Origin of the sequence: Devosia sp. (assembly GCF_028290645.1) — a bacterium.
Lineage (GTDB): Bacteria > Pseudomonadota > Alphaproteobacteria > Rhizobiales > Devosiaceae > Devosia_A.
In genome coordinates this window covers 1-22,399 of the sequence record NZ_JAQGJL010000091.1, presented here as the reverse complement: position 1 = coordinate 22,399, position 22,399 = coordinate 1, and the positions used below count along the sequence as shown (strand labels likewise).

The 22,399-nt window shown below is 66.8% G+C and carries 19 protein-coding genes; 6 read left to right on the top strand and 13 right to left on the bottom strand.

The genetic code is table 11. The annotated features are described in order from the left end of the window. Positions 1 to 378 precede the first annotated feature (378 nt). The 5 genes from JWQ89_RS05130 (at position 379) to JWQ89_RS05110 (ending at position 8,401) form a co-directional block, all read left to right on the top strand. Complete coding sequence (locus tag JWQ89_RS05130; RefSeq protein WP_299639001.1) at positions 379 to 2,520, top strand: Wzz/FepE/Etk N-terminal domain-containing protein; 2,142 nt, start codon at positions 379 to 381, stop codon at positions 2,518 to 2,520. Between the two features lie 3 nt (positions 2,521 to 2,523). After that, on the top strand, positions 2,524 to 3,960 hold the full coding sequence (locus JWQ89_RS05125; RefSeq protein WP_299638999.1) for a mannose-1-phosphate guanylyltransferase/mannose-6-phosphate isomerase: 1,437 nt from the start codon (positions 2,524 to 2,526) through the stop codon (positions 3,958 to 3,960). A gap of 66 nt (positions 3,961 to 4,026) precedes the next feature. Beyond that, positions 4,027 to 4,290 carry a hypothetical protein gene (locus JWQ89_RS05120; protein WP_299638997.1) on the top strand — a complete coding sequence of 88 codons (264 nt, stop codon included), beginning with the start codon at positions 4,027 to 4,029 and terminating at the stop codon, positions 4,288 to 4,290. After that, positions 4,290 to 6,005, top strand: coding sequence for a GDSL-type esterase/lipase family protein (locus JWQ89_RS05115; protein ID WP_299638995.1), 1,716 nt, complete (start codon positions 4,290 to 4,292; stop codon positions 6,003 to 6,005). Before JWQ89_RS05120 ends, JWQ89_RS05115 begins: the two co-directional genes overlap by 1 nt. A 242-nt stretch (positions 6,006 to 6,247) precedes the next feature. After that, entirely contained in the window at positions 6,248 to 8,401 is a 2,154-nt protein-coding gene (locus JWQ89_RS05110) for an alpha/beta hydrolase domain-containing protein (protein WP_299639010.1), read from the top strand. A 151-nt stretch (positions 8,402 to 8,552) separates the two neighbouring features. Here JWQ89_RS05110 and JWQ89_RS05105 read toward each other — a convergent pair whose 3' ends face one another. The 8 genes from JWQ89_RS05105 to JWQ89_RS05070 all read right to left on the bottom strand — a co-directional run bounded on the left by JWQ89_RS05105 (position 8,553) and on the right by JWQ89_RS05070 (position 16,360). Further along, positions 8,553 to 9,164 (bottom strand): putative colanic acid biosynthesis acetyltransferase, encoded by a 612-nt coding sequence (locus JWQ89_RS05105; RefSeq protein WP_299638993.1) that lies wholly within the window; start codon positions 9,162 to 9,164, stop codon positions 8,553 to 8,555. Further along, complete coding sequence (locus JWQ89_RS05100) at positions 9,161 to 10,342, bottom strand: glycosyltransferase (protein ID WP_299638991.1); 1,182 nt, start codon at positions 10,340 to 10,342, stop codon at positions 9,161 to 9,163. Before JWQ89_RS05100 ends, JWQ89_RS05105 begins: the two co-directional genes overlap by 4 nt. Then, positions 10,339 to 11,478 carry a glycosyltransferase gene (locus JWQ89_RS05095; RefSeq protein WP_299638990.1) on the bottom strand — a complete coding sequence of 380 codons (1,140 nt, stop codon included), beginning with the start codon at positions 11,476 to 11,478 and terminating at the stop codon, positions 10,339 to 10,341. The genes JWQ89_RS05100 and JWQ89_RS05095 overlap by 4 nt, the downstream gene beginning before the upstream one ends. Further along, positions 11,475 to 12,638 (bottom strand): glycosyltransferase, encoded by a 1,164-nt coding sequence (locus JWQ89_RS05090; protein WP_299638988.1) that lies wholly within the window; start codon positions 12,636 to 12,638, stop codon positions 11,475 to 11,477. Before JWQ89_RS05090 ends, JWQ89_RS05095 begins: the two co-directional genes overlap by 4 nt. Before the next feature lie 47 nt (positions 12,639 to 12,685). Beyond that, the gene (locus JWQ89_RS05085; RefSeq protein ID WP_299638987.1) at positions 12,686 to 13,192 is read right to left on the bottom strand and encodes an acyltransferase; all 507 of its coding nucleotides are present in this window, start codon (positions 13,190 to 13,192) and stop codon (positions 12,686 to 12,688) included. Continuing rightward, positions 13,177 to 14,409 carry a hypothetical protein gene (locus tag JWQ89_RS05080; protein ID WP_299638986.1) on the bottom strand — a complete coding sequence of 411 codons (1,233 nt, stop codon included), beginning with the start codon at positions 14,407 to 14,409 and terminating at the stop codon, positions 13,177 to 13,179. Before JWQ89_RS05080 ends, JWQ89_RS05085 begins: the two co-directional genes overlap by 16 nt. Before the next feature lie 4 nt (positions 14,410 to 14,413). Further along, positions 14,414 to 15,676 carry a WcaI family glycosyltransferase gene (locus JWQ89_RS05075; protein ID WP_299638985.1) on the bottom strand — a complete coding sequence of 421 codons (1,263 nt, stop codon included), beginning with the start codon at positions 15,674 to 15,676 and terminating at the stop codon, positions 14,414 to 14,416. A gap of 78 nt (positions 15,677 to 15,754) precedes the next feature. Then, positions 15,755 to 16,360 carry a sugar transferase gene (locus JWQ89_RS05070; RefSeq protein WP_299638984.1) on the bottom strand — a complete coding sequence of 202 codons (606 nt, stop codon included), beginning with the start codon at positions 16,358 to 16,360 and terminating at the stop codon, positions 15,755 to 15,757. Positions 16,361 to 16,859: 499 nt separating this feature from the next. Between JWQ89_RS05070 and JWQ89_RS05065 the strand changes: the two genes are divergently transcribed. Next, positions 16,860 to 18,251, top strand: coding sequence for a UDP-glucose/GDP-mannose dehydrogenase family protein (locus JWQ89_RS05065; protein WP_299638983.1), 1,392 nt, complete (start codon positions 16,860 to 16,862; stop codon positions 18,249 to 18,251). A 21-nt stretch (positions 18,252 to 18,272) separates the two neighbouring features. Here JWQ89_RS05065 and JWQ89_RS05060 read toward each other — a convergent pair whose 3' ends face one another. The 5 genes from JWQ89_RS05060 to JWQ89_RS05040 all read right to left on the bottom strand — a co-directional run. Continuing rightward, entirely contained in the window at positions 18,273 to 19,073 is an 801-nt protein-coding gene (locus tag JWQ89_RS05060) for a DUF1684 domain-containing protein (RefSeq protein ID WP_299638981.1), read from the bottom strand. 21 nt (positions 19,074 to 19,094) lie between these two features. Then, the gene (locus tag JWQ89_RS05055) at positions 19,095 to 19,841 is read right to left on the bottom strand and encodes an ABC transporter ATP-binding protein (RefSeq protein ID WP_299638980.1); all 747 of its coding nucleotides are present in this window, start codon (positions 19,839 to 19,841) and stop codon (positions 19,095 to 19,097) included. After that, entirely contained in the window at positions 19,838 to 20,644 is an 807-nt protein-coding gene (locus JWQ89_RS05050; protein ID WP_299638978.1) for an ABC transporter ATP-binding protein, read from the bottom strand. The genes JWQ89_RS05055 and JWQ89_RS05050 overlap by 4 nt, the downstream gene beginning before the upstream one ends. Further along, positions 20,641 to 21,489 carry an ABC transporter permease gene (locus JWQ89_RS05045; protein WP_299638977.1) on the bottom strand — a complete coding sequence of 283 codons (849 nt, stop codon included), beginning with the start codon at positions 21,487 to 21,489 and terminating at the stop codon, positions 20,641 to 20,643. The genes JWQ89_RS05050 and JWQ89_RS05045 overlap by 4 nt, the downstream gene beginning before the upstream one ends. After that, positions 21,486 to 22,399, bottom strand: a 914-nt coding sequence (locus JWQ89_RS05040; RefSeq protein WP_299638976.1) for an ABC transporter permease, incomplete at its 5' end; no start/stop codon positions are given. The genes JWQ89_RS05040 and JWQ89_RS05045, both read right to left, overlap by 4 nt.

The following is a 22,399-nucleotide window of genomic DNA, read 5'->3' as shown; positions in this document are numbered from 1 at the left end:
TCAGCGCAGCATCGCCATCGAGTTATCAGGCGGGGTGGTCCGGGTGCATGCCGCCAGCCCACCCTCCCGCACCGGTAAGCTGGTCTTCACCGACCCGCGCGCCCGCGTCGAACTGAACGGAGTCCCCCGGAATCTGGGCACCCTGAACCTCTCCGGCACCCCTCTCGCCATGCTCGAAATCCCCCCATATCTAACGTCGCGCGCCTGTCGAGCAATGTGCGTGGTCCGGAAATCATGAAGCCCTGATTGACTGGTAGAAATGTCCAACCTAGCGTGCGTAAGGGAATGTACGGAGGGCGGGCGTGCGTAAGGAACCAGTCGACATCGTCTTTGCAGTAACTGCCGCGTTGCTGCCGCTGGCCGGCGCCGTTTCGCAGCATGGACGCTGACACTGTCGACTTGAGAAGCATCTTCGATCTGCTCAAGCGCAGGATCGGGATCATTCTCGTCTGCACCGCGCTCGCCGTCGCCGCTGCCGGCGCTGCACTTGTGGCGCTGAAGCCGGTGTATTCGGCCACCGCGCTGATCCTCGTCGATCCCAGCAAGAAGAACCTGCTCGACCCGGAGACCCAGCTCCCCGCCTCCAGTTTCGACAGCCTGCGCGTCGACAGCGAAGTGGAACTGGTGAAGTCCGAGACGACCCTGCTCGCCGTGGCCGATGACCTCGAGCTCCCCACCGATCCCGAGTTCGGCCTCCGCCTCGGCATGCGCGACATGCTGCTGGCCTTCTTCCGCATCGCAGAGCCAAGGCTGCCCACCGGCGACGAAGCCCTCGCCGCGGTGATCAGGAACCTCCGCGACAGCGTCACCGTGCAGCGCCGCGGCCTGACCTTCCTCATCGCCGTCACGGCGCGGTCCGGGCGTCCGGCTTTCGCCGCACGGATCGCCAATGCCATGGCGCGCACCTATATCGGCCAGCAGCTGGACGCCAAGGTCGCCTCCACCCTCGCCTCCGCCGGCATCATCAAGGACCGCATCGCTGCCGCCAGCGCCACGGTCGCCCAGTCCGAGCGGGCCTTCGGCGAGTTTGTGGACCAGAACCTCGACCGCATAAGCGACGCCACCGGCCGCACCGATTTTGCCCAGTTGCGCAACGAGATCGCCTCGCTCAACGCCTTCCGCACCCAGTCAGGCGCGGTCGCCGAAAGCGCCGAGCATAGCCTCGCGCGGCGCGACTGGGAGGCCGTCGCCGCGAGCCTCAAGGACGAAGCGGTCAGGAACCTCGATCGCCAGCGCGTGGCGCTGCTCGGCAGCATCGCCGGGGCCGAGGAAGGCAGCGAGGCCGCGTTCGATTTGCGCAGCAGCCTCGCCAATGTCGAGACCCAGCTCGGTGACGCCGCCGCCCGCGCCGTCGCAGGCCTCAGGCAGGACCTCGCCACCTCGCAGGGCCGCATTGCCGCATTGCGTGCCCGCCTCCGCACCTCGATCCTCGACAGCGACCTGCCCTCGGAAATCCTCACCGGCATCTACGAGCTGCAGCAGACCGCCGAGATCGCGCGGGCCCAGTACCAGACCCTGCTGACCCGGCAGAAGGACCTCGACACCCAGGCCTACCTGCAGGTCGCCGACAGCCGCCTCGTCGCCGAGGCCACACCGCCCGACGCGCCGTCCTTCCCCAACCCACGGCTGTTCCTTCTGCTGGCCGGCCTCGCGGGGCTCGGGCTGGGCGTGGGGCTCGCCTTCCTCGTCGAGAACTTCGTCGGCGGCTTCACCAGCGAGCAACAGGCCGAGGCCATCCTCAAGGCCCCGGTGGTTTCCGCCATTCCCCGCCAGCGGCCGGTCAGGCACGAGGACGGCGAGGCCCTGACCGTCGCGGATTCGCTCATCCTCGCGCCCCTCTCGATCTACTCGGAATCGATCCGCCGGGTGCGGATCGGCATCGACCAGGCGGTGCGCCGCAACCGCGGGAACAGGCCCCCGGAGCAGGGCGCGGGGATCGTCATCGTCGTCTCCTCGGCGGCTCCCCGTGAGGGCAAGACCACCGTCGCGCTGTCGCTCGCCCGCGCCTATGCGCTCTCCGGCATGTCGGCGCTGCTGGTCGATTGCGACCTGCGCAAGCCAAGCGTCCACAGGATGCTGGGGATGGAGGCCTCGGAAGGCCTGCTGGAATATCTCGCAGGCGGTGCTTCCGACCTCCAGTCGATCCTCACCATCGATCGCGGCAGCGGCGCCCGGATCGTCCCCGGCTCGCGCCGCAGCGACATCGCGACCGACCAGCTGGTGGCCGGCACGACCTTCGCCCGCCTCATCGCCGCGGCGCGGATGAACTTCGATATCGTGGTGCTCGACACCCCGCCCGTCGGCCCGATTGTCGATGGCCTCTATCTGGCGGGGATGGCCGATGCTATCGCGTTCGTCGTAAAGTTCTCCAGTACCCCCCAACAGGAGGTGAAGGCGGCCATGGCGTCGCTGATCGGCGCCAAGGCGGACGACGTGCCGATTCTCACCATCCTCAACCAGCAGACCAACAATCCCGCTACCTACCGCGGAAAATACGCGGGATACTACGCCGAGGCCTAACCGATGACTGAAGCCACCCCTATCGTACCGGTAATCCTTGCAGGCGGGCAGGGGACCCGGCTTTGGCCGATGTCGCGCGCCGCGCGCCCCAAGCAGTTCCTCCCGCTCACCGGTCCGACCTCGCTCTACCAGCAGACCCTGCAGCGCGTCGCCGATCCCGCGCGCTACCATCCGGCGGTGGTCGTCACCAATGCCGAGTATCGCTTCCTCGTCGCCGAGCAGGCGCAGGAAGCCGGCGTCGCAACCGCCGCCGTGCTGCTCGAGCCGGTGGCGCGCAACACCGCCGCCGCCATCGCCGCCGCGGCGCTCTACGTGCGCGACACGTTCGGCGACGAAGCCGTCATCCACGTCCTCGCCTCCGACCATGCGGTAGAGGCTGACGACAACTACTGGTGGAGCGTCGATACCGCCGCTGCCGCCGCACGTGCCGGCCGCCTCGTCACCTTCGGCATCACCCCCACCGCGGCCGAAACCGGCTACGGCTACATCGAGGCCGGCGCCGACATCGGCGATGGCGTGCGCGAAGTCGTCCGCTTCGTCGAAAAGCCTGACCTGGCCACTGCCGAGAAGATGCTTGCCGCCGGCGGCTACTACTGGAACTCCGGTACCTTCATGTTGAACGTCCGCAGCTTCCTCGCCGAAGTCCAGACCCTCGCGCCACAGACCCTCGCGGCCGCCATCGCCGCCATGGCCGCGTCGAGGATCGACCTCGATTTCATCCGGCTCGGCGCGGAGGGCTTTGCCGCCGCCCCCAACATCTCGGTCGACTACGCCATCTTCGAAAAGTCCCGGCAGGTGGCGCTGGTCCCGGTGACCTTCCCGTGGTCCGACCTCGGCGCCTGGGACGCCGTGTGGAAAGTTTCGGACAAGGACGCCTCCGGCAACGTCGTCACCAACGGCAATGCCACGCTCTCCAACACCCGCAACTCGCTGGTTGTCTCCGACAAAGCACACATCGCCGTCGAAGGGCTCGACGACATCGCCATCATTGCTTCGGAAGACGCCGTCTATGTCGGCCGCCTGTCCGAAGCCCAGCGCGTCGGCCCGATGGTCAAGGCGCTGCGGGCGGATCCCGCGACCCAGGGCCTCACCGAAATCCACCGCACCGCCTACCGCCCCTGGGGCGGCTATTCCTCCGTCCTCAGCGGCGACCGCTTCCAGGTGAAGCGCCTCTTCGTCAAGCCCGGCAAGAAGCTGAGCCTGCAAAAACACCACCACCGTGCCGAACACTGGGTCGTGGTCACCGGAACCGCCGAGGTGACCATCGACGGCAAGGTGACGATGCTCACCGAGAACGAGTCCATCTACCTCCCGTTAGGTTCGGTGCACCGCCTCGCCAACCCCGGAAAAATCCTGCTCGAACTGATCGAAGTGCAGACCGGCTCCTATCTCGGCGAGGACGACATCATCCGCATCGAAGACGAGTTCGGCCGCGCCTGACCGGGACTTATCCCCGCGTTCGGGGCAACGCTTATCCTCCTGGCTCCAATTGTGATGGAGCAGAGCATGAGCGAAAAATACCAGGGCCGGGCCGACGACATCGCGGCCCCCGCCCGCCGCGGGTTTCAGATCACCCCAAACGACGCAACCGACTTCACCGCCGAAACCCGCGCCATCTACATCGGCAGCGCCGGCGATCTCGTCGTGGTGCTGGTGTCCGGCGACGAGGTCAGCTTCGTCGGCCTCTCAGGCGGCGCCCTGCTGCCGGTGCGCGCGCGCCGGGTGAAATCGACCGGCACCACCGCGACCCATCTGGTGGGGCTCTACTGATGGGCGAAGCAGGAGCAGCAGCGCTCGGCCTCGGCATGGGCCTGTCCGCGCCCCGCCGAGGGTCGGGCTGGGCGCATCCCGGCGCCATCCTCGATGCCGATTTCACTGGCGGTCGGTTCGTATTCGCCGGGCGCAACTACGCCGACAAGCCCACCTTCCTCTCCGCCATCGGCGGCGTCGAGGCGAGCGGCGTGATCTCGATCGGCCCCTATGTCGCGCCCGATGCTCCGGAACTGCTGAGCAACGGCGACTTCGCTGGCGGCACCACCGGCTGGACCGCCACCCAGTCGGCCGGCGGGCCGGCCACCGGCGCCGTGGTCGGTGGGGAATATGTCCTCTCCGGCAACGGCGCCAACAGCCCGTTCGTGGGACAGCCCGTCTCCGTCGCGCGCGGACATGCCTACAAGGCGCGCGCCCGCATCAAGGGCGGGCCATCGGCGACGATCTACCCGTTCCTGTGGATCACGCCGAACTCGTCGGGCGGCGGCTTCATGGGCGCCAATGGCGGCCAGAACGCCTCGACGTCCTATGCCGAAAGCGCCGGCACCTTCACCCCGGTGGGCGCGGCGACGACGATGTATGTCGGGATGCGGGCCATCTACAACCCGGCCAACGGCACGGTGCTCGGCGACGATTTCTCCTGCAAGGAATGCACCCCGTTCGCCGGCTTCGTTCCGGCCGCAATATCCGGTGTGATCGAAGCGACGACCCCCGCTGTCGCCGGCGGCAACAAGGTGCTTTGGCAGATCGACGACGATGCCAGGGACGGCGGCACCCCCACCGAGCGGAACTACATCCGCCTCTACTGGGACGCCGGCAAGCACCTGCATTTGCTCGTCACCAATCAGGCGAGCATCGGCTCGACGACGACACAGGCCGATCTCGACCTTGGAGTGATCGACGTTTCGACGGCGTTTCGCGTCGCCTTTTCCGCCGCGCCAAACAGCTTCGTCGCCTCCCTCGACGGCCAGCCGGCGCTCACCGACAGTTCCGGCAGTTTCCCGGGCGCCGCCGCGATGCGGATAGGGCGCGGCCAGACGACCTCGAACAACTGGAACGGTTCGGTGGCGCGCGTCACGCTGTTCCCCGCCGCGACGTCGGCCGAAGAGGTGGAGAACCTCTCGGCTGCCTCGATCGCCAGCCTCGTTGCCGCGTGGGGCGACAGCCTCACCGTGGGTAACGGTGCGACCACCGCCGCCGCAAAGTATCCCGCGGTTGCCGCGGCAGCGTTCGCACCCGACCGGGCGGTGGCCAATAGGGGAGTCGGCGGCGATACCTCGACGCAGATCAGGACCCGGTTCCTCGCCGACAGCACACTGCGCCGGCGCACCGCCTGGATATGGGCCGGCCGGAACAACTACTCCGACCCGACCACGGTGAAGGCCGATATCGCAGCGATGGTCGCGGCTCTCCCGCATACCCGCTTTCTCGTCGCCGGCATCCCCAACGGCAACTACGCCACCGAGTACCTGGGACAACCCGGCTACAACGCCATCATCGCCCTCAATGCCGACCTCGCCGCCCTCTACGGCCCACGCTACGTGAACGTCCGCGGCGCCCTGGTCGCGGCGGCCAACCCGGTCACCGACGCAACCGACATCGCCAACGACGTCGTTCCGGGGACGCTGCGCTCCGACAACATCCACCTGAACGATGCCGGTTACGCCACAGTCGCCGCTGCGTTCAAGGCGGCCAATGACGCAATGGGGTGGTGACCGGACGCCTGGCTCGAAAAGCTCCGCGCCACATAACCCGCGCTTTGCCGGCTGCAAAGCGCCGATGACGTGAGGAAAACTTGATTTAGGTCAAGGAACGTCGTCCGCAGTCGTTCCACATTGCTGTCCGCGCCCCGGTGCTTACCGGGGCGGGCGGGCGGTTGCGTCGTCCGCGCGCCCTTGGAAGCTTGAGCGCATACGACGCCGTTCGTCCCAGAAGATCCCGAAGGAGACAGATCGTGATGAAGCGAAGAGCGCACCGGCGCACGCCGGTGGCTGACGCGTGCCTGAGCGTCGCGGTTCTGGCCGCCGCCGGCACCCTCACGATGAGCGCCGCCGAGGCGCACATCACGAAGATCCAGATCACCGAGACCGCCTCGCCCACGTTCGGCGGCTACAGCTGGCCGGGCGTCGGCCAGTACGAGAAGCTCGTCGGCACCGCGTACGGCGCGCTCGACCCGACCAATCCGCAGAACGCGGTGATCACCGACATTGGCCTGGCGCCGCGCAATGCACAGGGCCTCGTCGAGTATTCGTTCAGCTTTTACATCCTGCGGCCGATCGACCTGACGAAGGGTGCGCACAAGGTGATGTACGAGCCGCCGAACCGCGGCTTCAAGACGTGGAACGCCTTTGCCCGGGTGCCGGGCGGCAACGACCCGGGCGGCACGATCACCGACCCGACGACCCTCGCGAACGCCTTCCTGATGCCGCGCGGCTACACGATGGTGTGGAGCGGCTGGGACCAGTCCGCCGGAACCAACCCGGCCAACTACAACAGCATCATCAACCTGCCGGTCGCAACCAATCCGGACGGCTCGGCGATCACCGGCCCGGCGTACGAGTACATCGTGATGTCGCCGCCGAGCTCCACGTCGAGCTACACGCTGACCTATCCGCCGGCGACGCTCGACAAGTCGCAGGCCGTCTTGACGCATCGTGTGCACCTGGACGACCAGCCGCAGGTCGTGCCCGCCGACCAGTGGAACTACGACGCCACGGGCTCGGCGATCAGCCTGACGAGCGGCGCGTTCGTCAACAACGACATCTATGAGTTCAGCTACACGGCGAAGAACCCGACCGTCAACGGCATCGGCTTCGCGGCGGTGCGCGACTTCAACGAGTTCCTGCGCTATGCGCAGGCCGACGACGCCGGCAACCCCAACCCTCTGGCGGGCGACGTGCAGCGCATCTTCACCGAAGTGTTCTCGCAGCCGGGGCGCTTGCTGAACGACTTCACGCACCTCGGCTTCAACCAGGGCGAGAACGGCAAGAAGATCTTCGACGGCATGATGCAGTGGGTCGCCGTGGGCGATGGCATCAACATGAACTACCGCTGGTCGCAGCCGGTCCGCACCGAGCGGAACCGCCAGGACCATCTGTACGTCGAGGGCGTGTTCCCGTTCGCCAACGGGCGCACCAGCGATCCGATTACCGGAAAGACCGACAGCCGCTACACGAGCTGCCAGCAGACCGACACCTGTCCGCTCGCGACCGAGATCTATTCGGCCAACGAGTACTGGGTGAAGGCGGCATCTCTGCTGCACACGACGCCGGACGGCAAGAGCGACCTGCCGGATTCGCCGTATACGCGCAACTACTTCATCTCGAGCCACCAGCACGGCGTGGGCAACGCGGCGTCGAAGGGCGTCTGCCAGCAGTTGCAGAACCCGCTCGACTCGGCGCCGATCCAGCGTGCGCTGTGGATCGCCCTCGATGCCTGGGCGAGCGGCAACGCGATGCCGCCGCCGAGCCACGTGCCGAAATTCTCTGACGGCACCCTGGTACCGCCGGACCAGGCCTCGACCGGCTTCCCGAGCATTCCGGGCGTGACCTACACGGGGCTCAAGACGACGCGCTACCTCTTCGACTACGGGCCGACCTACTACCAGAACGGCATCCCGACGATCAATCCGCCGATGATCACGCCGCCATACGAGGACAACCCGTCGAACGGGCCGATCTATCCGAGCTTCGTGCCGAAGACCGATAGCGACGGAAACGACATCGCGGGCGTGCACCTGCCGGACGTGAGCGTGCCGCTCGCGACCTACACCGGCTGGGCGCTGCGCTCTGGCGTGTGGGCGAACGACGGCTGCGAAGAGGCGGGGCAGTACATCCCGTTCGCGAAGACGGCGGAAGATCGCCAGGCCTCGGGCGATCCGCGGCCGTCGGTGGCGGAGCGTTATCCGACCTTCAACAGCTACCAGGATGCCCTGACGGTGTCGCTCACCAGCCTCGTCAAGCAGCGCCTGATGCTGTGCGAGGACGTGCCGGCGCAGATGACCCGCCTCGTCAGAGCGGGGTTGGCGGCAGGGGTGCCCGTGCCTGCGACCGACCTGCTGACGAGCGGCCCGCCCGTCGCGTCGATCCCGGCGTGCAGCACGACGCCCTGAGGCGGTGCCCAACTCCCTCTCCCGCCTGCGGGAGAGGGAACCTGGTTCCTCGCCACAGCACATTGCGGGCGGACAACATCCACCTCAAACGATGCCGGCTACGCCTAGCCGTCGCGGCGTTCAAGGCCGCAAATGACCCGATGGGCGGTGATCAGAGGCCTGGTCGCTCCTGCCGGCTGTTACCCCCAACATGGCGCGGCCGCACCGGCCGCGCCGGGTTGCCGACATGGATCGTCCACGCCTCCAGCGCCTTGAACGCTACCCCGCGGGCCCCGAGCACCGCCCCCGCGCCGACCGTCACCCCCGGCCCGACAAACGCCTCGGCCGCGATCCACGCCTGCGGCCCGATGTCGATCGGCTGTGCCACCAGCGCAAAAGCCGGATGGTCGACGCGATGGCTGCCGGCGCAAAGGTGTGCGCCCTGCGAAATCACCACCCGCTCGCCGATCGAAATCCGCGCCATGCAGTAGCAGGTGACCCGCGGCCCCATCACCGATCGCGCCCCCATGCTGAGATTGGGCGGATACCAGATCCGCGCGCTGCCATAGACGCTGGCGGTGCGATCCACCGCAGCCCCGAACAGGTTGAGCAGCATCACGCGCCAGCGCCGCAACGGCGGCGGCGTCCACGCCGCAAGCAGCGCCCAGGCCACGTTCCACACCAGCCGGAACAACCGATGCCGCAACGGAAAGCTCGGCGCCCCTTCGAAGAACCCGCGTACAGCCGTGACAGGCTCGATGTCCTCATACGCCGGATCACTCATCCAGCCTTCTCCCGGATCACATCCTCAAGCACGGCGATCAGCTCGCGCGCCCCGTTGTCCGCACTGAAGTGCCGCTCGTAAGCCGAGCGCGCCGCCTTCGACATCTGTCGTCGCTCGTCCGGAGCAAGTGCGAGGAACCCGCTGAGGAGTCGGTGGATTCCCTCAACGCTGTCCTCCTCGACCAGCCCCGCACCGGCCGCCTCGACCTCGCGCCAGATATTGACCTTGTTGGAAATCAGCACCGGCGTGCCCGCAGCCATGGCCTCGGCGACGGCGATGCCGAAATTCTCCTGATGCGAAGGCAGGACAAACGCTTCGGCGCCCCTGAATGCGCCCCATTTAGCATCACCCTGCAGCATGCCCGGCCAATGCACCCGCCCGCTGAGCCCGAGCCGGTCTGCCTGGCGGTGCAGTGTATCCCTGAGCCCCACCTGGTCCGGCCCGGCGATCACCAGGTCGAGCCCAGGCTCGTCGGCCGCTACGCGCGCAAACGCTCCAATCAGCAGGTCGGCCCCCTTCTTAGGGTGGATACGGCTGAGGAACAGCAGGTACCGTCGTTCGCCAAGCCCCGGCACCACCGACCTGAAAGCCGCAAGCTGCGCCGGCGCCCCATCCGGCGCATCCCCGGAGCCATAGGCCACCACCCGCTCCCGCGCCCGATATGGCCGGAACGCCCCGCGCGCGAGCCGCCGCTCCTCCTCGCTCGTGAACAACACCGCTGAAGCCCGGTTGACCACCACCCCATCGGCAAACAGCCAGAACAGCTGCTTGAGCATATTCTTGAGCGGGTAAGTGGCCTTGAACCACGGGTCGAGCATGCCATGCGTGAACACCACATAAGGCGTCCCCCGCCCGCGCCCGGCCAGCACGAACCCCAGCGTCGTGAAGTTCCACAGGCCGTTTACGATGATGGCGTCGTACCGCCAGCAGTTCTCTCGCAGCCACCCGACAAACGCCCAGCTCCAGCCGTAGCGGCCCCCTGAGCGTTTGCTCCCTGAAGCCGGCCCCCCGGCATGCACCGGCAGCGGAAAGTCGACGAGCCACTGCGCATCTGCCGGATCGAGGCAGGCGATCTCGTGCACATGCGAGCGGGGCAGGTCGAACGCCTGGCGAAGAATCCCCTCCACCGGTCCGCCGAAGGAAGGATGCACCGTGCGAATAAGGTGAAGCAGTCTCACCTCGACGCACCACGCGCTTTTCCAGCGCTCTCCGTGTGCCCTATCAATGCCAATGCCGAAGCGCTGAACCGTGCCGTACCGGCGAAGTCCCTATAGCGCTCCGTGCCAGCAGACATCGAGGCCCACAACTCCTGGTCCGAGCTCAGCAAGTGCATGAAGTACGCGAGCCCCTCGGCATTGTCCGGTTCGACCACGAACCCGTTCACCCCCGATCGCACCAGTTCATCCCTCGCGCCCACAGCCGGGCTCACGATCGCCGGCACCCCCAATGCCAGCGCCTCCGCGACAACCTGGCCGAACTGCTCCTCAATGCTGGGGAGGATGATGCAGAGGCTTCGCGACAACGTCGCGCTCACGGCAGCGGTCTGCACGAAGCCGTCGAACCGGACCCACTCCTCCAGCCCAAGGTCCCGCACCCGGCACCGGAGCGCCTCCCCCTCCGGTCCATCGCCCAATATCCGCAATATCCGCGACAGCCGTCCGGAGCGCTGTAGCAGGCCCATCGCTTCGATAAGCACCATGGTGTTTTTCTTCGGCACCAGTCGCGCGATGTGCACGAAATGCCGCTCAGCGAACTGGGGCGCCGCGAACAGTCCAGCCTGCTTCCGGATCCGCGCAGTGTCGACGGTGTCGTAGCCAGGTGTGATCGGCGCCCTGAACCCCAGAAATCGAAGATAGTCGCGTGATCGCGGCGAGCCGCTCATCGCGCCGTGGTACGGCCACAGGTAGATCGACTTCAGCACCTCACGCCACAGCCGCCGCGGATAGTCGTCGAACTTGGAATCGCCAAGAAAATACAGCCGCTTACCGAGCACACGAAGCAGCAGAGCTGAGATCGCGACATACGGTTGATGGTAGTGGCAGAGAAAGACATGACGGCAGTCCCGCCGGCGAATCGCACCGACCAGCGCCCCAGCGACACGCCATGCCGACACGCCCCGTCTTTCGAACAGCGTGACCTTTTCGAATAGCGCACCGGCCGCCGGAATCCACCCGTAGGTTTCGCTCCGCGCGAACAGCTCGATGCCCACCACCACGCCGCGATCGCCCAACGCCCGCGCCACGGCATCGCAACGGTCCGCATGCAGCGGCCCGAAATTGTCCCAGACAAAAGCAACATTGACCGAGCCGGTCACGCTGGCTGCTCCTCGTCGAACAGGAACGCCGCCAGTTCCTTCCCAACCCGCTGCGGCGAAAACCGCTCCCGCGCAAACGCCTGCCCATTGCGCCCGATTGCCCGGCACAGCTCTCGGTTCAAGGCCAGCATGCGCAACACCTCGACGAGTTCGCCGACGCTCTCCTCCCGCAGGATCACTGCCTGATCCGGCCCAAAAAGTCGCGGAATGTCGCTGACCGAGGTCGACACTAAAGTCAGCCCCGAGGTCATGATCTCCACTGCCTTCGACGGAAATGTCGTCTGCCCCATGGAGCCCGCGGAGAGCTTGAGGCAGAGCCCGACATCCGCGCTCTCAAGTATCCGGCGATACTCAGCCTGCAACACCTCGCCGTGGAGATGCAGGGGCACCGGCCCATCGGGGCTGGCGAGCTCCCGGAGCCGGTCGCCGATCTCGCGGGGGTAGAAGCCGGTGACGTCAAATCGTATTGGAACATCGGCGGTGTAGCGCAATCGCTTCACCGCCCCGATGAACAGTTCGACCCCTGTCTCCTGCAGGATCGCACCGCCAAACAGGACCCGGAGCGTCGGCCCATGGCTGCGTTCAGCGACTTGGCCCGGCGTCCAGCTGCCATAGACGGGCAGGGCGCGCCTCAGCCCGAGCGTTTGCGCGAGCAGGGTCGACACGGTGACAACGCGTTGCTGGCACAGCCGCCTGAGGATCAGATAGCTCCATCGTCCCACAGCCCCCCGTAGCCCACGTTCGTCCGTTCGTGGTCCGTCCTCGAGGTCCAGGATGGCCGGCCGCCCCCTTAGGCGCAGATAGATCGCAGCGGGAATGTAGTCGACGAAGGCGTTGTAGAGCAGCACGGCATCGCCGGGCCGAACGCGCGTCGACGCATAGCGCAGGAAGCTCAACGCCGCCGTGAGGCGCCGCGCGATCCTCCGTCCCGCCGTCGCCAGCTTGGCTACCGGCACGCTGTGACTTTCAACCATCTGCGGCGGCGCCAGCAGGTCCGCGGCCGCACCGGGAATAAGGCCCGTCACGATCACCGGATGCTCACCCACATGCTGCAAGGCCCGGCACACGCTCCAGACCTTGGCGGCAGCCGGACCGGCATGGAGACGGGCGCCGTACCGGGCATTGAGGTCGTCGTTGGAGACCAGCGAGAAATAGTGCACCGCGCGCCCCGGCGAGGCACCCGCGGCAAAGCTCCAATCATCGTATGTCACCGCTGGCCTCCCAGCTGACGGGCCACGCGAGCTGGCACCCCAATCAGCAGGCTGGATGGTTCGAACGCCTGCGACAGCACCACGGCGCCGGCGCCCACGACACTGGCTTCCCCGATCTCCGCACCACCCAGGACGATGCTCCCCGTGCCGATCCAGGTGCCGCTCGAAACCCTGATAGGAGAGGATCGCCCCGTGCCCGCCCGTCTTGCAGCGCCCCCGATGTCGTGGGTGCCACAGACGAAGCGTGCGTCCGGTGCGATGTCGCATCGGTCGCCAATCGTCACGTCGGCACCCTTGCTCGTATAGAACTTGCAGTTGAGGCCGATCCAGCACGCCTCGCCAATGATGATGCGTCCCGCGCCATAGAAGCGCACGCCGCCGCACACCGATGTCCCTTTGCCCACCCTCACGCCCAGCCGGTTGAGCAACATGCGCTTGAGGCCGAAAAGCCGTGTCGGCGGAAGGACCGCCAGCATGAAGTTGGCGATCACGTAGCCGAGCATTTGGCTCTCCCGCGGGCGACCGCCAGTCCGGCGTTGAACCCCAGCAGGCACTCGACCCCGAAGATCCCGAAGATCGGCGCCACGGAGCAGACGATCAGCATCGTCGAGAGATAGGCGATGTCCGCCACCCCGCTCCGAAAGCGCAGTATGGCGCGCAGGTAGATGGCAAAGGGCAGGAGACGCAGCGACAGGCCCAGCAGCCCACCCTCGATATACGCCTGGAGGAAGGACGACTCGCCATGGATCAGAGCGAGTTGCCCGAAATAGTTGCTGTTCGTCGTCCCCAGTCCTTTGCCGAACAGGTGCTGTTCGAAGCTGAAGCCCTGGATAAGCTCCATCGCGGCGAGCCACAGCGCCAGGCGCCCCTGGTTTGACACCGAGCCGGCGGAGTTGCCGACCATCCGTTCGATCTGCCGCTGCATCAGATCGCCACCGATCCACAGCGCGCCGACCACGCAGGCCACGACAAGCCCCACAAGGATCACCCTGCCATGCACCTTTGCGCTGCCGATCAACGCAAGCAGCGATCCCCCGAGCGCTATGAGCGCGGCAAGTGATCCGGTGGGTACCGCGCTGACCATCAATGCCACGGCTACCCACGCTTTGCCCGCCGCCCGCGCGCCATGGCCCAGGTACATCCGGGTCAACCCGAACAGCGTCGGCATTACCCCCGTGGACGTCACGAACACGAACGCAAACCGCTGGGTCTCTTGAAATGCGGACCGGTAGCTTGCCTCTGCAGCGCTTTTCAGAAAATCGAGAACGCCCGTGTACAACTGCAGCATCAGCCCCACTGCAGAGAGCAGGATCAAGCCGAACACGAGGCGGCCGGCGCCTTTGCCAATGACGCCGTTCGGCGTGCCCGTTCCCAACAGGTAGAACGGCAGCCATCCGACGTAGTAGTATGAGTTCAAAAGCGACGTTCCGAAATCGACGTCGGAACCGAGCCCCCAGATACACAGGACCAACGCGGCGAAAACGGTCCAGGCGCTGATGACCGCATTGGCTGTGCGCCGAACGTGGATGATGGCCAGCCCCAGGCACAGCATCAGCATTACCTGCTTCCAGCCCACAAACGGCGTGCCAGCGAGGAGCACGTTGGGGAGGCCCTGGATGGTCAATGCTATCAGGCTCACGAAGAGCAAAGCCCGCAGGGCCGGCACGCGAACCGTGCCTGCTGTTTGAGGCGGCGCAACTTCCTGGCTGATATCGAGCACGGTGCTAGATTTCCTGCTCCACGCTGGTCCCGCTCCCCGCCGGGACGGCGCCCGCTTCCCTCAGCATCGCCGCCAAGCTCCCAAGCACCAGATCCTTCGCCCAGCGCTCCTCCGCCCGGCGGCGCGCCGCGGCCGCACATGCCGCATAGAGCTCCCTGTCCTCCATCAGCTCCACGATCCCATCGGCAAACGCCCCAGTGTCCTCCGGTGCCACCACCGCGCCGCACCTCTCCACCTCGCGCGCCAGGCCGGTTCCTGCCGCCGCGGTCGCCACTACCGGCCGGCCCGAGGCCAGCATGTTGGTCAGCTTGCTCGGCAGCATGAGGTCGGCGGCGCCGGCCACCTGCGGCAGAATGTGGATGGTAGCTAGGCCCATCAGCTCATTGAGCCGCTGCTTGGGCTGCAGGTTGCGAAGGCGCACGTTGTCCAGCCCCTGCGCCTTGGCCTCGAGTCGCCCGCGCTCCGGACCTTCGCCGCAGATGACGAAGGTCAGGTCGTCGCGGTGCCGAAGCAGCCGGGCGGCATCGAGCACGATGTCGATGCCCTGCTTGTTGGCGATGTTGCCCGAATAGAGCGCCACGTGCTCGGTCTCGATGCCCCATTCCTCGCGATAGGGGGAGGGGGCCGTCATCGGCCGGATCGCCTCGGTATCGGCCCAGTTGCGGAGCTCGGTGACGCGCTCGCGCGGCACCCCTTTCTCAGTCAGACGCCGGCACATCTCGGGCGAGATCGCACTAACCTGCTCGAAGCTCCGCAGCACCAGCGTTTCGAACCCTCGCGCCAGCCGGCCGAGTGCAGAGCGCTCCGCGATAAGGCCCGTCGCAAACGCCGCCTCGACCTCAAGATCCTGGATGTGCAGCCAGCTCCGCGCCCCGGCGACCAACGCCGCGAGCCGCGCCACCGGCGCTGCGATCAGCGACGGCGCCACGGTCAGCACCACATCGGGCCGCCAGGCGAGACCGCTCCAGAGCGCCGGGAAAAGGGCTGCAGCGGCAAAGCTCGCGTGATGCAGCAGGCGTCTGCTTCCGGTCGGGTGAGCAGGAATGTAGTGCGGTACCCGCGTTACCGCGACGCCATTCTCCTCGGCCGTCGAGAAGGACCAGGCCCTGTGCCCGTCCACGATCCTCCACGCCGGATAGTAGGGCTGCCCGGCGATCACCAGTACCTCGTGCCCCTCGGCCGCCAGCCCCTCGGCCATGCCGGTCGTGTAGACCGCGATGCCGACCCTTTCCGGCGCATAGTTGAGGCCGAGGATCAGCAGTCTCATGCCGCGCCCCCGTCCTCACCGGCGATCAATGCAATACGCTTGCTCAAATCGTGCCCAAAATAGCGACGTGGAATAAAATCAGGTGCCGGAGCCGGTGAGGAACTGGCGGAAAATGGTCTTGAGGATGATCCCGACATCGAGGCCGAGCGAAAAGTTCTGAACATAGGCGCAGTCATGGTCGATCCGCAGTTTCGCGGACGTCATGTCGCTGGTCGGGCCGCGCAGGCCGTTGACCTGGGCCCAGCCGGAGAGGCCGGGCCTGACCAGGTGCCGGTAGTCGTAATAGGGCACCGCCTCGCGGTAATCGACGCCGGCGGCCCGCATGCCGTGCACCATCGGGCGAGGGCCGACCACCGCCATGTCGCCGACGAGGATGTTCCATAGCTGCGGCAGCTCGTCGATGCTGGTCGCCCTGAGGAACCTGCCGATCGGCGTGACCCGGCAGTCCTTCTCCACCACTTGGTTCAGGCCGCTCTCGTCGCAGGCTTCGACCCGGATGGTGCGGAACTTGAGCATGCGGAACATTTCGCCATCGAGACCGACCCGCCACTGCGGAAACAGCACCGGCCCCTTGCTGGTGAGGCCAATGGCGAGGGACACCGCGAGCAGCAGGGGACTGAATGCAAGCAGTGCCAGCGTCGCCAGCGGCAAATCGAGCAGCAGCCGCTTCAACCGCAACTGCATCCGCCGCTCGGCCGTCAATTCCGGCGCAAGCGGGAAGCCTTGTTGCGCTTCCAGCGGAAGGCCGCTTTGCAGGGTTACTGTAGTCTCGCCGCCCGGCGCTCCAGCGGCACGTCGCCTCGGCCAGCGCCGTCCAGTAACTCCGGCGCGCCTGCTTCGATGGTCCCGGACAAGTTGTCCGAAACTGCTGTGTGTATCACTCATCAACCCGCCCCCACGGTTGCCGATGACTGTGACGCGGCCAAGCCCTGCCGCTGTCTTGCTCCTGTCCCGCAAGTTAACGATGTATTTACCGTCTTCCACAAGAGAAAAGTTGGGAGGAGCTTGTTCACCTGCCGCCGGCGCTCAAATGCGCGAAACGGCGTTCCCGGCGAGGACTGCCATTGATCTGCCACCAGCCCGCATGGCCGACCGCCGTAACTATGCTCCTCCACCCGAGAATGATAGTTGCTGCACATTCGTGCCGCGCATGTATGCTGTGGCGTTCTGTTCGGGGCGTTGAATGAAAGTCACAGTGTTTGGTTCAGGCTATGTCGGCCTCGTCACCGGTGCGTGCCTGGCCGATGCAGGCAACAATGTCGTCTGCGTCGACATCGATGAGAAGAAGGTGGCGCTGCTCAACGCCGGGCGCGTGCCCATCTACGAGCCGGGCCTCGAGGCGATTGTCGCCAGTAGCCGCGAGGCGGGACGGCTGAGCTTCACCACCAACGTCGCCGAAGGCGTCGAGCACGGCGAGGTGCTGTTCATCGCTGTCGGCACGCCGCCCGACGAGAACGGCTCGGCCGATCTCAAATATGTCGTCACCGTCGCGCGCAGCGTCGGCCAGCACCTCAACGGCTTCAAGGTCGTCGCGGACAAGTCCACCGTGCCGGTCGGCACCGCCGATCTCGTCGACGCGACCATCACCGAGGAACTGGTCAAGCGCGGCCTCGCTGCCGATGCTGATGAGCGCATCCGCCTCGGCCAGCCCGATTTCACCGTGGTCTCCAACCCCGAGTTCCTCAAGGAAGGCGCCGCCGTTTCCGACTTCAGCCGGCCGGACCGTATCGTCATCGGCGCCGGCAACAGCACCAGCGGCCGGCGCGGCCTCGAGATCATGCGCTATCTCTACGCGCCCTTCACCCTCAACCATGACCGCACCATGGTGATGGACGTGCGCTCAGCCGAGCTCACCAAGTATGCCGCGAACGCCATGCTCGCGACCCGCATCTCGTTCATGAACGAACTCGCCAACCTCGCCGAAGACCTCGGCGCCGACATCGAACTCGTCCGCCGCGGCATCGGCTCCGACCCGCGCATCGGCTACAGCTTCCTCTACGCCGGCACCGGCTATGGCGGCAGCTGCTTCCCCAAGGACGTAAGCGCCCTCCGGCGCAGCGCGGCCGAGCAGGGCCGCTCGCTCCGCATCCTCGCCGCCGTCGAGGAGGTCAACACCGCCCAGAAGGGCGTGCTGAGCGCCAAGATCCGCACCCGCTTCGGCGACGACCTGAGCGGCCTGACCTTTGCCATCTGGGGCCTTTCCTTCAAGCCCAACACTGACGACATGCGCGATGCCCCCAGCCGGGTACTGATCGCCGACCTCATCCGCCGCGGCGCAACGATCCGTGCCTACGACCCGGTGGCGATGGAAGAGGCCAAGCGCGTGCTGGCGCTCGACCTCGAGGGCAATATCGAGCGGCTATGTTTCGTCGAAACCCCAACCGAAGCGGTCGAAGGCGCCGATGCGCTGGTCATCGTCACCGAGTGGAAAGTCTTCCGCGCGCCCGATTTCCAGGCCCTCGCCTCGCACCTCGCCCGCAAGGTTATCTTCGATGGCCGCAACCTGTATGAGCCTGCCGCCGTCGAAGAAGCCGGCCTCGCCTACTTCCCGATCGGCCGGCGGCAGGTGAACTGACGCACCGAGGCGCCAGGCGCCCTAGATCGGGTAGGCCACCCGCTTCTCGCCCGCCTCGATGCGGAACGGCAAGACGTTCTCCGGCGGCGGCAGCGGGCATACAGCATGCTCGGTGAACGCGCAGGGCGGATTGATCGCCTTGTTGAAGTCGAGGACGATGCTGCTGTCGGTCACGTCCTCGCCGTAGAGGAAGCGCGACGCCGGATAGGTCGAGTCCCGCGCCGTCGGGTCCTTGATGACGAACTGCGGCGCCTCGGGCGTGCCGTGCGTCGCGATCAGCTCGTAGCGCTTGCCCTCATGCGTGAACACCGCCTTGTGGGTGACTGCGACGCCGGTCGGGATGTTGCCGGTCGTATCGACCACGAGGTCGAGCGGCGTCTCGAACGGCACCCAGTCCGCGACGATGCGCCAATCAGGCTGGGCCGGAAAATACTCGATCCCGGGGAACGCATCCGGCGCCGGCGACGCCGTATCGCGGATCCGCAGCGCATTGTCGCCATTGATCGTGGTGAGCTCGAGTAGCAGGTCGCCGACTTGCCAGCGTGGCGGGTTTTTCTTGTTGGGCTCGACCCGGATCGCCTCGCCGCCATCGGCCGGCTGGAAGGTGATCGTGCCGCTCTCCTCCTGCGTCACGGTGCCCAGATGCGCGGGCCCCGTCGACAGCACGATGTCGTTGTCCGCCGCACTCCCGACGCTGACCGTCCCAACCTCCAGCCAGTAGCGGCCGATGATGTTCAGCCAGCCGTTCGGGGCCTTGAGATTGGCGAGGCGCTTCGCCTTCCAGGCTTCGAGCGAGGCGAAATAGTCGTCGGAGGCAGTCATGGAAAGGGTCCTTGGTCGGGCTTAGGCGGGCATTCGCGGAACGCTGTCGAGCAGGGTCCGCGTGTATGGATGTTGTGGGTCGGCGAGGATTTTGCGAGTGGCGCCGGCTTCGACGATGCGGCCGCGCTCGAGGATGACGATCTCGTCGCAAAGCGCCGCCACCACCCCGAGATCATGCGACACGAATACCAGCGTCATCTCCGCGGCAAGACGCTTCAGCAGCTCCACGATGCGGATGCGGGTCGACAGGTCGAGCGCACTCACCGCCTCGTCTGCCAGCAGCAGCTTCGGCTTGGCGACGATGGCGCGCGCGATGGCGATACGCTGCCGCTGCCCGCCCGAGAACTCATGCGGATAGCGCCCAAGAATGCCGGGCTCCAGCCCAACCGAGACGAGCGCCGCCTCGACCAGCGCGCGACGGTCGCCCGGGATGCCCAGCGAGCGCAACGGCTCGCCGACGATGCCGAGCACGTTCTGGCGCGGGTCGAGCGATGAATAGGGGTCCTGGAATACCGCCTGCACCTGCCGGCGATAGTCGCGCATGAACGCCCCATTGCCCGGGTCGAGTTCCGCCTCTCCGAACCGGATACGTCCGGCGGTCGGCCGCGTGAGGCCCAGCAGCAGCCGGAGCAGGGTGGTCTTGCCCGACCCGGATTCCCCCACCAGCCCAATGCTGGCGCCAGTGCGGATGCTGAGCGAAACGTCGTCCAGCACGCGGCGGTCGCGCGTATAGTTGAAACTTACATGCTCGACGCTGACGAGGCTCATGGCGTCCCCTCCAGCGCTGCATCGAACGCCCGCGCCGCTGCCACCAGCGAGCGCGTATACTCGTCCTTCGGCGCGCCGAACACCTCGGCCACCGGTCCTTCCTCCACGGCGATGCCCTTCTTCAGCACCACCACGCGATCCACGACTTCCGCCACCACCGGCAGGTCGTGGCTGATGAACAGCAGCGCCATGCCGCGCTCGCGCACCAGCCCATCGAGCAGCTTCAGGATCTCCGCCTGCGTCGTGACATCGAGCGCCGTCGTCGGCTCGTCCGCGATCAGCAGCTGCGGCCGGCACGCCAGCGCCATGGCAATGGCCACGCGTTGCCGCTGCCCGCCCGAAATCTCATGCGGGTAGGACCGGGCTATCCGGTCCGGCTGCGGCAGCGCCACCTGCTCGAGCAGCGCATGCACCTCCCGCATTAAGGCGTCACCGTCAAGGTCCCGCCCATCCCGCCGCGTCCGCCGCCGCAGCGGTTCCGCCACCTGCCGGCCAACCCGCATCAGCGGATCGAGCGCCGTCAACGGCTCCTGGAATACGAAGGCCGAAACCGTCCCGCGCAACCCGTCGAGCACCCGGTCCGCCGCCCCGATCACCTGCTGTCCGCCCAGCCGCACCGAGCCGCTGGCGGTAATGGCACGCGGCAGTAGCCCCGTCGCCGCCATGGCCGTGAGCGACTTGCCCGACCCGGACTCCCCGATCAGCCCCAGCCGCTCGCCGGGTGCGATTGCGAAGGACAGCCGCGAAACGAGCGGGATATCAGCGGCCGCGAGACTGAGGTTCTCGATCGAAAGGAGGCTCATCGCGCCAGCCTCCGCGTCGGATCGCCGATATCCCGCAACCCATCGGCAAGCAGGTTCACCCCGATCACCAGCGACACCAGCGCAATCCCCGGCGCCACCGCCCCGATCGGCGCCGTATAGACCGTCCCCTGCGCCTCCTGCAGCAGCCGGCCCCACGATGCGTTCGGCGGCGGCGCACCAAGCCCGAGATAGGACAGCGAAGCCTCGGCGATCACCGCCAGCCCGAACTGCAGCGCGAAATTCACCGACAGCGTCGGCCAGATATTGGGCAGCACGTGCCGGAACACGATCCCGATCCACGACGTGCCGGAGGTGCGCGCCGCGGTGATGTAGTCCATCACCAGCACCCGCTTGGCGAGGATGCGGGTCAGCCGCGCCACGATTGCCGAGAGCGCGATACCCAGCGCCAGGATCGCCGAACCAAGGCTCGCCGTGTCGCTGGCAGCGACCACCAGCATGGCAATCAACAGCGTCGGGAAGGCGATGAGGATATCGAGCGTCGCCGCCAGCGCATCGTCGAGGAGCCGGCTGGCGAACGCCGCAAGCATCCCGAGTGTCACCCCGATCGCCGCCCCGATCGCCACCGCCCCGATGCCGACGATCAGCGCAATGCGCGAGCCGATCATGATCTGGGTGAAGAAGTCGCGCCCCAGCCGGTCGGTGCCGGCCCAGTGCGTCAGCGATGGCGGCTCCAGCCGCCCGCCGGCCATCGCCGTCGGATCGTATGGCGTCCACACCAGGCTGAGCAGCGCCACGGCGACATGGAGCCCCACGAGGATCAGGCCGATCCACAAGCTCAGCGAGTGATCCCGCCGGTGCGGTGCGAGGGCGTCGAGTGTGGTCACGCTGCGCTCCCCCGTCCGCGCAGCCGCGGATCGACAAAGCGCTGCAGCAGGTCGGCGGCAAAGCCGATCAGCAGCACCAGCAGCGTCGAAATGAACAGCACGCCCTGCACGTTGGGATAATCGCGCTGCTGGATGGCGAGGAGCAGCATCGAGCCGAGCCCGGGCAGGGCGAACACCTTCTCCACCACCACCGCACCGAGGAAGGTTGTCGCTAGTTCGATCCCGAGAATCGAGATCACCGGCACCGCGCCGTTGCGCACCCCATGGCGCACCAGCGCCTCGACAAAACCCGAGCCGAGCGCCCGTGCCGTCCGGATATAGTCGCTGCCGAGCACGTCCTGCGTCGCCGAGCGCACATAGCGCAGGAGCGATGCTGCAATCACCAGCGCCACAGTGAGCACGGGCAGTGCCAGCGCCACCGCCGCCTCGCCGAAATTCGCCCAACCCTTCAGCGGAAACCCGCCCGATGGGAAGAGTCGCAAGTTGATGGCGAACACCGTGACGATCAGGATGCCGAGCCAGAACACCGGGATGGCGATCCCCAGCTGGCTGAAAATGGAGATCGCCGCGCCATACCACCGGTCCGACTTCACCGCCGCAACGATGCCCAGCGGCACCGCGATCACGATGGCCAGCAGGAACCCGAGAATCGTCAGCGGCAGCGTCACGCTCAGCCGGTTGCCGATCTCCTCGAGGACGCTCGCCTTGCTCACGAACGAGGTGCCGAGGTCGAACCGCGCCAGGTTGCCGATGAAGTTGACGAACTGCGTCACCAGCGGCTGGTCGGAGCCAACCTGTGCCCGCGCCGCCGCGATCTGCGCCTCGGTGGCCCCGACCCCCAGAAGCGCATTGGCCGGATCCCCCGGCAACAGCCGCAGCAGCACGAACAGCACCACCGCCGCGATGAATA